The following is a 10747-nucleotide window of genomic DNA, read 5'->3' on the forward strand; positions in this document are numbered from 1 at the left end:
TTTTATGCCGAATTTTCTAAGACCCCAACAAATATTGTAGAGCCCCTTTTTAAAGGGCGATCCTCAGAAGGAAATTTAGTTCAATTTGTTACGTAGAACCATTTGTAGAATACCACCGTGGCGGTAGTAATCGACTTCCACTTCACTGTCGAAGCGGGCAATTACTTCAAATTCTTTCTTATTGCCTTCTTCGTCTGTAGCAGTCACTTTGACAAGGTCACGTGGTTTAACATCTTCACCGACTTCGACGTCGAATGTCTCACGACCTGTCAAACCAAGAGATTCGATGCTGTCTTCCGGCTTGAACTGCAATGGAAGAACACCCATCATGACAAGGTTTGAACGGTGGATACGCTCAAAGCTTTCGGCGATGACTGTCTTAATTCCAAGAAGATCTGTCCCCTTGGCAGCCCAGTCACGGGAGCTTCCCATACCGTAATCATTACTGGCAATGACCATCAATGGTGTCTGGTCTTCCTGGTACTTCATAGCCGCTGTATAGATCGGCATCACCTCTTCAGTCGGCCAGTACGTAGTGAAACCACCTTCAGTACCTGGAGCTAACTGGTTACGAATACGGATATTTGCAAACGTACCACGCATCATAACTTCATGGTTACCACGACGGGAGCCGTAGGAGTTGAAGTTTCGAGGACTTACCCCATTGTCTTGCAAGTACTCCCCTGCAGGCATATCTTTTGGAATCGCACCTGCTGGTGAAATGTGGTCTGTTGTTACGGAATCACCGAATTTACCGATGACACGCATACCTTCTAGTGGCTTAACCGCTTCAGGGTCACTGGAAAGCCCTTCGAAAAACGGAGGATTCTGAATGTATGTGGATTTGTCGTTCCAATCATACAATGGTTCATCCGTTGTTTCGATTTCGTTCCATTTCTCATTCGAGTTGAATACATTTTCATACTCTTTACGGAAAATTTCAGGTGTAACAACACGGGAAATTTCTGATTTGATCTCTTCTTGAGAAGGCCAAATATCATTGAAATAAACGTTGTTTCCTTCAGTGTCTTTTCCGATCGGCTCATTTTTAAGGTCAATATCCACAGTACCTGCAAGCGCATAAGCAACCACAAGTGGCGGTGAAGCCAGGTAGTTGGCTTTTACAAGAGGGTGGATACGTCCTTCGAAGTTACGGTTACCAGACAAGACAGAAGAAGCTGTCAAGTCACTGTCAGCAATCGCTTTTTCGATTTCCGGTAGTAACGGTCCGGAGTTACCGATACATGTTGTACATCCATATCCAACAAGGTTGAATCCTAGGTCATTCAAATAGGTCATCAGGCCTGAATCTTCAAGGTAGCGAGTAACAACCTTGGATCCTGGTGCTAAGGATGTTTTCACGTAATCAGGAACCTGCAGCCCTTTTTCAATCGCTTTTTTAGCGACAAGGCCCGCCCCTAGCATAACGTGAGGGTTGGATGTGTTCGTACAAGAAGTAATGGCAGCAATTGCAAGAGCCCCTGTCTTCATGACGGACTTGTCTCCATTATTGAACTTCACTTCAACTTCTTTGTCGAACTCAGATTTATCCAAGCCAAAACCGTGGTTTCCTGCTGGACCTGTAATCGCCTTTTCAAATGATTCTTTCATTTGAGAAAGAGGAATCAAATCTTGAGGACGTTTTGGTCCAGACAAATTCGGCTCCAACTCACCGAGATCGATTTCAACAAGTGACGTGAATTCCGGGTCCTCAAAGGACGGATCATACCAAAGGCTGTTCTTCTTGCAGTATTCTTCTACAAGCTTGATTTGCTCTTCAGTGCGTCCTGTAAGGCGAAGGTACTCAAGAGACTCCCCATCAACCGGGAAGAAACCACATGTCGCACCATATTCAGGAGCCATGTTGGAGATCGTCGCACGATCAGCCAAAGGCATTTCCTGCAACCCTGGACCGAAGAACTCAACGAATTTACCAACAACGTTTTGCTCACGAAGTTTTTGAGTAACTTTAAGCGCGAGGTCAGTAGCTGTTGTCCCTTGTGGGAAACTTCCGTTCAGCTTCACTCCGATAACTTCTGGAGCTGGGAAGTAAGACGGTTGGCCGAGCATTCCAGCTTCTGCTTCTATACCACCAACACCCCAACCTAGCACACCAAGACCATTGATCATCGTTGTATGTGAGTCGGTTCCGACAAGTGTATCAGGATAAGTATCATAAGAGCCGTTCTCGTTTTCTTTCGCGTGAACGACGTTTGCGATGTATTCAAGGTTTACCTGGTGAACGATACCTGTTGCAGGTGGAACAGCACGATAGTTATCGAACGCTTTTTGAGCCCAGTGTAAGAACTCATAACGCTCTTCATTTCGTTCAAATTCCAACTCCATATTTACGTTCAGAGCATCTGGTGTCCCATACTTGTCTACTTGAACAGAGTGGTCAATAACAAGATCAACAGGTACTTCCGGGTTGATTTTGTCTGGGCTTCCTCCCATATCTACCATCGCTTTTCTAAGAGATGCCAGATCTACCACGGCAGGTACGCCGGTGAAGTCTTGCAAAATAACGCGGGAAGGCTTAAATGGAACATCTTCCCCTTTGGATTTCTCCGTTCCCCAGTTTGCTAGACTCTCGACGTGATCATCGCTGATGACGCGTCCGTCATGTTGACGTAATAGAGATTCTAGTAGGATACGGATGGAGAAAGGTAGACGGGAAATCTTACCATGTCCCGCATCTTCTAAGGCTTTCAAATCGTAATAGTTGTACGTTTGGCCATTGAGTTCAAATTGTTTGCGAGCATTAAAAGCATTGCTAGCCATATTCCTTTTACCCCCTCATCAATATTCAATAGTGAACCTTTTTTAAGGTTTCACCATTCCCCAAATTCTTACATTTGTTCCCTTTGTATAAAACAAGTTCACAAATCTGCAATCCTTATTGTAAATGAAAACGATTTATAAGTAAAATGAATGACCACAAATTTTTCTGAATTCCATAAATTTTATACAATTATCTACAAAAACGCATGCTTGTATTTAAAGGATCAACCTTTTATAATGAAATTAGAGAAGTCTAAGACAATGAAACAGGTGATAGTATGTCAGGTGGATTTGCCCTATTTATCGTTGGGTGGATTGTCATCATGATTGGTCTGATGAGCATTGGCGGTTTTTTTATGTTCCGCAAATTCCTGAAGCGTCTTCCCAAAGAGGACGGAAAATCAATCATTGATTGGGAAGAATATTACGTGGACAAGACAAAACACATGTGGTCCGCGGAGCAAAAAGACTTATTAGAAGAGTTGATCTCTCCTGTTCCTGAGCTTTTCCGGGATGTAGCAAGACAGAAGATTGCTGGACGCATCGGGGAAATTGCCCTGCAGAAAAAGAAAAAGAAAATCACGCAGGAGATTTTAATCGAGGGCTACATACGTGCGACCCCGAAACGAGACCATAAATTTCTCGTTAAAAAGTTAGAGGAGAAAAAAATAGACATGAGCCCTTACGACCCATTGATCGAACGTTAAAAGGACCTGGCTTAAGCCAGGTCCTTTTTAAGTTCCAACTTTTTCTCTAACTTTAAGTATTGTTTCAACATGGCGATCCGCCAGGTCATGATCATACCGAATGCAAGCAGAAAGAACATTCCACTCGTCTCCCCAAAGGAAACATGCTGCCCAATAATGAGTTTGAAAACGACTCTCAAAATCAGTAGACCGAAAAGAATAAAAATAAAGGCCCTTGATGGTTTTAAATAAATATCTCCATCCCTCACCTCAAACTTGGAAGTGCGAATGAGGAAAATAGAAAAAATAACACCTATGAGAATGGCTTCAAACACCTGGTTCCATTCGACTCTGAACACCGGAAATACAAACATAAGGGCTCCTGTGCTCATCATGAAAGGGGGAAGAATAATTTTTTTTACACTTGCCGGTTTTTTTGCCGCCCGCAATCGGACGAAAATCATCGCTGTAGCCATACCAGCAGCCACAATGGTACTTGCAATTAACCAAAACATAACGATTCACTCTTTCTACTCTGTCCTTAATATCAGTTCAACACAAGATCGATGGCATTCAGGACCTGAGTTTCATCAAAGGGTTTAACAACGAAGTTTTTCGCTCCACGTTTACCAGCTCGTAATACCCTCTGTAACCAAATCTGGTTGAAGTGAAGCATATTTTCCCACCGCTTCCCCTGCAATTAAAACTTTAGCCATGACGACCTCCCGCTTTTATTCCCTATCGTAGGCAATGGTCAAAATGATCGTCATTGTTACCCCTACAACAGCTAGATAAACACCTAGGTCGAACAAGAGAGCCGTAGCAAGTTCGGTCTTGCCTAAAATCGGTAGTTGAAAGTAAGCGAACGTTTGGGTGAGGAAAGGCGCGTCAAAAACCATTCCACCAATCCCGGTTGCTGCCGCTACCATCAATCCAACAGGAATTAGAAAACGGAAATTAATCGGCAGAATCTTTTCCATCGCCTTACTTCCATAGGCCATATACATGAGGATAATTGCTGCAGCAGTCATTAAACCACCGATAAATCCTCCACCTGGAGCATTATGGCCAGCAAAAAATAAATAAACGGAAAACCCTAGTAAGATAAAGGCTATAAGTGTGGTTGTTGTTCTTAATATAATATCGTTGGTCTGGGTCATAAAAAAGCTCCTTTAATTTTTCTCTAGTATCATCTTAATATAAATCCTCTCTAAAATCCACGGCTTAGAACCCCTGAAAATCAAAGAGCCCTGCAAGATATGAAGTAAGCATGGTCATCCAATCAAAATAAAGAGCAATTCCGACGAGGATCATAATATACCCGCCTATCTTAACAATTCCCGTACTATGGTTTTTAATCCAACTCAATTTGCCAATAAAGAACGACAAGGCTAAGAAAGGAATGGAAAAGCCAAGGGAATAAGACAGCATCATGACTAAGAAAAGTTCCGGAGAATCAGCCGCTAACGAAAGGACGGCCGCTAGTATAGGACCTGTACAAGGCGTCCAACCAAGTGAAAATGTAATTCCGATAAGAAACGTGCCTATGTAACCAGAGGGTCTATTCTTGAAAGTTATCTTCCGGTCTTTCATTAAAAAATCAAAGTTGAATACGCCAATAATAACAAATCCGAAGAAAATAATCAGAATGGATCCTAAACGTCGGATCACGGATTCATATTGTATGAAAAACTGTGCAAAAAACGACCCTGAAAATCCTAAGATCAAAAAAATCGTCGTAAATCCTAATAAGAATAAAACCGTATGGATCAAACTTGCTCTTTTCAACATCCCATTGTCTTCTTTTAATTCATGCACACTCATCCCAGTAATATAGGAGAGGAATGCAGGGTACAGAGGAAATACACACGGGGATATAAATGATAAAAACCCTGCTCCGAAAGCAAGGAAAAGATTCACATCCATTTAATCATCACACCTTCATTCATAGTCGCCTCCTATTGTATCAGAGCTTCAGGCCTAACACGATGTTTATCTTGTGAACATCTAAAGAAGTTCCCATAGAGAAAGCCTTCTTTCATTCACGAAAGAAGGCTAAGTGTCATTATTTCATTTGATTGTTCATTGAACGCATCATCTGATTGATTTTCTTCTGAGAAGGCTTTTGGCCCATCTGCATCATCAGTGTGCGTAACATTTGTTCGTTAATTGGCGGGTTCTTTTTCAAATAGTTCATCATATACTTTCTTGCGATGAAGAAGCCTAGAGCTGCCCCACCGACAAGAGTCAATAAAGCAATGATGATGACCCAAACGATCCCCAATGTCATGACTTCGTCTTCCTCCTTCGTGTTGTCTCCCATAACAGTATAGTAAAACGTTCTCTAGAATACAATAGTCGTTTCAATATGACCGTAATCCAGACGCTACTAAACGAATCAACCGTTCATTAGATAAGCAAAAGCCTCCCACATGAAAAAAGGATCTCATCTTCTAGGAACGACGATGACCGTACCAGAGACAACAATCATTCTTATGCCTATTATATCACATAGAGCAGGGAAATCGAAAATGGTTGTCCCTACTATTTACCGCGAATTTTCAAGAGCAGATTGAAATTCACGGCATAAAAAGAAGCTGCCTTAGGAACAGGCAGCTTCTCCATAGTTTATTTCATCAAGTTTTCCGCATGCTTCACTACGTTTTCTACAGTGAAACCATAGTTCTCAATCACAGTATTCCCTGGAGCAGAAGCACCGAACTTGTCGATTCCGATGACGGAGCCATCCAAACCTACATAACGGTCCCAACCGAACGATGCGCCCATTTCAACTGCCAGACGTTTGCGGACAGAAGAAGGAAGGACTTGTTCTTTGTATTCTTTAGGCTGAGCTTCAAAGCGATCGAAGGAAGGTACACTGACAACACGGACGTCGTAACCATTCTTCTTCAATTCCGCTTGAGCTTCAACAATCAATTGTACTTCAGAACCTGAAGCAAGTAGGATCGCATCCGGCTCTTCTTTATCGGAATCGCTAAGGATGTACGCCCCTTTCTTCATTCCTTCGTATGCAAGTTCCTCTGTACCTTGAAGGGTCGGTAACCCTTGGCGAGTTAGGACAAGTGCTGTTGGAGTCGATTCAGACTCTAAAGCAAGTCTCCATGCCGCATTGGTTTCGTTCCCATCCGCAGGACGAAGGACGGAAAGGTTTGGCATCGCACGAAGAGAAGCCAATTGTTCCACAGGTTCGTGCGTCGGACCATCTTCTCCAACGGCAACAGAGTCATGAGTGAAGACGTAGTTCACAGGCAGGTTTTGCAGGGCGGACAAGCGGACCGCTGGACGCAGGTAGTCACTGAAGACAAAGAATGTACCCGCATATACATTAAGTCCACCATGAAGTCCCATTCCGTTTAAGGCAGCCGCCATGGCAAATTCACGAACTCCGAACCAGATGTTTCGACCTGCGTAGTTGTTACGTGAAAAGTCTTCTTCACCTTTGACGGCCGTTTTATTTGAACCTGCAAGGTCGGCACTACCACCAAAGAAGTTAGGGATAGCTTTTGAAAGAGCGTTGATCGCATCTCCAGAAGCTGCGCGTGTCGCAGGGCTGTCTTCGCCCACCTGATAAGTTGGAAGACTTTGATCCCAGCCTTCAGGAAGCTCTCCGCGAATCGCACGCTCAAACTCTTCTGCAAGCTCTGGATGTGCTTCTTTGTACTGAGCCATTAGGTTGTTCCAGGATTCTTCTTTATCCTGACCATTTTGCTGAACCTTTTCTTTAAAGTCCTGATAGACCTCTTCAGGTACGTGGAATGGCTCGTGATCCCACTTGTAGAACTGTTTAGCTGCCGTTCCTTCCTCTTCTCCTAAAGGAGCACCGTGGGAGGCAGACTTACCAGATTTATTAGGAGATCCATACCCAATAACCGTTTTCACTTCGATCATTGTTGGTTGATCTGTATTCGCTTTTGCTTTCTCAAGTGCCTGAGCAATATCCTCTGTGTTCGTACCATCCTCTACGCGAATCACCTGCCATCCATAGGCTTCATAGCGCTTTTCAACACTCTCGCTGAAGGAACGATCAAGGTCGCCATCAAGAGAAATATCATTGGAATCATAAAGAACGATCAATTTACCTAGACCAAGGTGACCGGCAAGAGAAGCAGATTCCTGGGATACCCCTTCCATCAAGTCCCCGTCACCACAAATGGAATAAGTGTAATGGTCAACGACATTATAACCTTCACGGTTATATTTCGCTGCAAGGTGAGCTTCAGCCATTGCCATTCCGGTCGCCATTGCAATACCTTGTCCAAGGGGACCTGTAGTTGCTTCTACACCGTCTGTGTGTCCAAACTCTGGGTGACCAGGGGTTTTGGAATCCCATTGACGGAAGGACTTAAGGTCGTCCATCGTCACGTTATAACCGGATAAGTGGAGCAAGCTGTAAAGAAGCATAGATCCGTGTCCAGCAGATAGGACGAAACGGTCGCGGTCGAACCAGTTCGAGTTTTTCGGATTATGATCCATGAACTGAGTCCATAGCGTATATGCCATCGGTGCTGCACCCATCGGCATCCCCGGGTGTCCGGAGTTTGCTTTTTCTACTGCATCGATTGTTAAAGTTCTAATCGTATTGATTGATGTTTGTTCAAGGCTGTTTGCCATGTTCAACATTCCCCTTTCGTTTCAGGTATATGTACCATGTATTATCCTATAATGAAATTCATTTTGAAACAAGCGTTGTGCGAAATCTTTGCACAACCTCCCACCTAACTTCCCCCTTATTAAGGGTTTTAAACAAAAAATCCGCATTCGAAAATTATCGAACACGGAGATTTAAAAATTAGTTCTTTTTTTCGTTTTCCTGCATTTGACGAAGCTTCTTAGGTGTCACGTCATCCCCATTCGGGTCGATGACGGTAACTCCTTTCAGCTGATTCTTGAAAGATTGACGAGCATTTTTCAAGTATTCCTGACGCAGCTTCTGCTGTTCCGCTTTTTCTTCCTTCGAAAGTTCTTCCTGCTTGGATTTATTCGCTAGTTCATTTATACGATTAATTTTTTCTTTAGATAACATAGATCCTTCTCCTTTACTCATAGTCTGGATCGTAAAAACATGAAAAAGACAAGAAATCCACAGATCCTTGTCCTTAAACTATATATTACCGTGATTCTTCTTCTTTTTCAAGCGATAGGTATTCCTTGTATCTGCGATGAACCGTAGCCTTCGATACATCATATCCAAGGCCTCTTAGTGTCGCAGCGATATCTTTAAACGTCAGCTCATTTTTCCTTAACCGGACCACTTCTTCAATAGGAAATTCGATTCTCTCACGACCTGGCGCCTGGTCCCGATTGGATAAATTGATTGATGGGTCATAGCCGCCCTCAACAGCTTTTCTCATTCCCCGGCGTATTTTCATATTATGTATTTTTCTCTGGTATTCCTCTACGATCCCCACAATCTGTAAAACCATAGAATCCGACTCTGATAACTGCAACTCTCCCTGATTTGATAAAGAATACACCTTAATATTCAATCGATTCAATTGATGAAACAATGCGATTTTCGTATTCCCACGTCCCAATCGAGTCTCATCCTGAATCACCAGAGCTTCCGCACGCCCGGAAGAAAAATATTCCAGCATACGGAAGATCCCGTCCCGCTCAATATCGTAACCACTCGCTTGTTCTTCAATACATTCCACAACTTCAAATTCGTGACTCTCTGCCATTGAAGTCAACTCGGTTCTTTGGCGGTTTAATGATGTCACTTGAGCTTCTTTTTCCGTACTTACCCTGCAGTATAAAATCACCTTCAATTGAATGTTCCTCTCTCTTTCTCTATTAAACAGCTGTGACCATAGAATAATAGAGAATGATAAAACTAACAATAAAAAGAATAATGTAGGTGTAGTCCAGCTTCGATAATTTGTTAAACATACATAACCCCTCCGTTTTCATAGAACGAACGTTCTTAAGAACCTGTGTTCGCGTTTGTTAATTTTATTATATACGAACACAAGTTCTTGTCAATGGTTTTTTTCGAACGCGTGTTTGTATTTTTGAATCATAAGTGGTACAATGTGGTTACTATAATCCTATGTACGAGGTGCTAATCTATGAGTAAACTTTCAAAACGGCAGCAGGAAATACTAGATTTTATTAAAGAACAGGTTTTAATGAAAGGATATCCACCATCCGTAAGGGAGATCGGTCAATCCGTTGGTCTCGCTTCAAGTTCAACAGTACATGGTCACTTATCCAGATTAGAGAAAAAAGGCTATATTAGACGCGATCCGACGAAACCTCGTGCCATTGAAGTAATTGAATTGGAAGAAGATCACAGTATTCCGAGAAGTGAAGCCTCCTACGCTCCAGTAATCGGTAAAGTCACGGCCGGTTCCCCGATTACAGCTGTAGAGAATATCGAAGAATATGTCCCGCTTCCAGATACACTCGCAGGATCGGATGACAACACGTTCGTCCTGATCGTCCAAGGGGAAAGTATGATTGAGGCAGGAATTCTAGACGGCGACATGGTCATCGTCAGACAACAGCAAACCGCTCAGAACGGTGACATCGTCGTGGCGATGACAGAAGATGAAGAAGCAACTGTAAAACGATTCTTCAAGGAAAGAAATCACGTTCGTTTACAGCCTGAAAACGCAACAATGGAACCAATCCTATTACAGGACGTATCCATTTTAGGGAAAGTCGTCGGTCTATACAGAACCGTACATTAATTGAAAGAGGCGAGTTTTGTTAAACTCGCCTCTTTCTTTATTTTTTGTCATGCTCCATAACTTTTCCGGATGGAGGTTAAAGGAAATACAGACAATATATTATTTTTTCTGAACGTTCTCACTTGTTTTCGTTCATAGCAGTAAGCAATTACATATTCATCCTGAATGTCGACCACTCTAACCACCCGTTGAGACAAATCGCCTTTGTGGTTGATATAGATCCATTCCAACTTCATCTTTTCGAGTTTTGAACGTTGGATTAATGCTTCCATTGGTGACACCTCCATAACAGGAACGTTTGTTCTTACTAACATTATATGTAACACATCCCCCAAAGTATACGACCAAAATCTTGGAATTATCTTCACCCCATTCAAATTGTTCCGTGAGGCAAAGAAAAACCCTTGAAGCTATTAGCTTCAAGGGTTTTAAGGTTTAATACGTCTGTAAATATTGTTCGCGTTCCCACGGATGAACCTGTGTACGGAACATGTATTTGGGGCTTTGTGTAATATCAAATCCTTTCAATATATTCATTAATAAGGGTTTTTAGAATGTGTGTTATTC

At 42.7% G+C, this 10747-nt stretch carries 11 protein-coding genes; 2 read left to right on the forward strand and 9 right to left on the reverse strand.

Annotated features, from left to right (window positions below):
* Positions 1 to 75: 75 nt before the first annotated feature.
* A complete protein-coding gene (gene acnA, locus BLS23_RS21145) occupies positions 76 to 2781 on the reverse strand; it encodes an aconitate hydratase AcnA (RefSeq protein WP_089654988.1) in 2706 nt (901 codons plus the stop codon).
* 278 nt (positions 2782 to 3059) lie between these two features.
* On the opposite strand from acnA, the gene BLS23_RS21150 reads away from it, so the two are divergent.
* The gene (locus BLS23_RS21150) at positions 3060 to 3488 is read left to right on the forward strand and encodes a DUF2621 family protein (RefSeq protein ID WP_089654989.1); all 429 of its coding nucleotides are present in this window, start codon (positions 3060 to 3062) and stop codon (positions 3486 to 3488) included.
* A gap of 11 nt (positions 3489 to 3499) precedes the next feature.
* Here BLS23_RS21150 and BLS23_RS21155 read toward each other — a convergent pair whose 3' ends face one another.
* From BLS23_RS21155 to BLS23_RS21185, 7 genes are all read right to left on the reverse strand, one after another.
* On the reverse strand, positions 3500 to 3982 hold the full coding sequence (locus BLS23_RS21155) for a CcdC family protein (RefSeq protein WP_089654990.1): 483 nt from the start codon (positions 3980 to 3982) through the stop codon (positions 3500 to 3502).
* Between the two features lie 216 nt (positions 3983 to 4198).
* Positions 4199 to 4627, reverse strand: coding sequence for a Na(+)/H(+) antiporter subunit B (locus BLS23_RS21160; RefSeq protein ID WP_089654991.1), 429 nt, complete (start codon positions 4625 to 4627; stop codon positions 4199 to 4201).
* A 64-nt stretch (positions 4628 to 4691) separates the two neighbouring features.
* The gene (locus BLS23_RS21165) at positions 4692 to 5393 is read right to left on the reverse strand and encodes a cytochrome c biogenesis CcdA family protein (RefSeq protein WP_089654992.1); all 702 of its coding nucleotides are present in this window, start codon (positions 5391 to 5393) and stop codon (positions 4692 to 4694) included.
* Positions 5394 to 5532: 139 nt separating this feature from the next.
* Positions 5533 to 5757: a YneF family protein gene (locus tag BLS23_RS21170; protein WP_035505139.1), complete on the reverse strand. Its 225-nt coding sequence runs from the start codon at positions 5755 to 5757 to the stop codon at positions 5533 to 5535.
* 338 nt (positions 5758 to 6095) lie between these two features.
* A complete protein-coding gene (gene tkt / locus BLS23_RS21175) occupies positions 6096 to 8099 on the reverse strand; it encodes a transketolase (RefSeq protein WP_089654993.1) in 2004 nt (667 codons plus the stop codon).
* A gap of 178 nt (positions 8100 to 8277) precedes the next feature.
* Positions 8278 to 8511 (reverse strand): DUF896 domain-containing protein, encoded by a 234-nt coding sequence (locus BLS23_RS21180; RefSeq protein ID WP_089654994.1) that lies wholly within the window; start codon positions 8509 to 8511, stop codon positions 8278 to 8280.
* An 85-nt stretch (positions 8512 to 8596) separates the two neighbouring features.
* Positions 8597 to 9256, reverse strand: a complete 660-nt coding sequence (locus tag BLS23_RS21185) for a YneB family resolvase-like protein (RefSeq protein WP_089654995.1) — start codon at positions 9254 to 9256, stop codon at positions 8597 to 8599.
* Positions 9257 to 9556: 300 nt separating this feature from the next.
* Here BLS23_RS21185 and lexA point away from each other — a divergent pair, with 300 nt between their 5' ends.
* On the forward strand, positions 9557 to 10180 hold the full coding sequence (gene lexA, locus BLS23_RS21190; RefSeq protein ID WP_089654996.1) for a transcriptional repressor LexA: 624 nt from the start codon (positions 9557 to 9559) through the stop codon (positions 10178 to 10180).
* Between the two features lie 47 nt (positions 10181 to 10227).
* Here the strand turns inward: lexA and BLS23_RS21195 are convergent, their stop codons facing one another.
* Positions 10228 to 10452: a WYL domain-containing protein gene (locus tag BLS23_RS21195; RefSeq protein ID WP_089654997.1), complete on the reverse strand. Its 225-nt coding sequence runs from the start codon at positions 10450 to 10452 to the stop codon at positions 10228 to 10230.
* Positions 10453 to 10747 lie beyond the last annotated feature (295 nt).

The sequence above is a fragment of the Halobacillus aidingensis genome (genome assembly GCF_900104185.1).
Lineage (GTDB): Bacteria > Bacillota > Bacilli > Bacillales > Halobacillaceae > Halobacillus > Halobacillus aidingensis.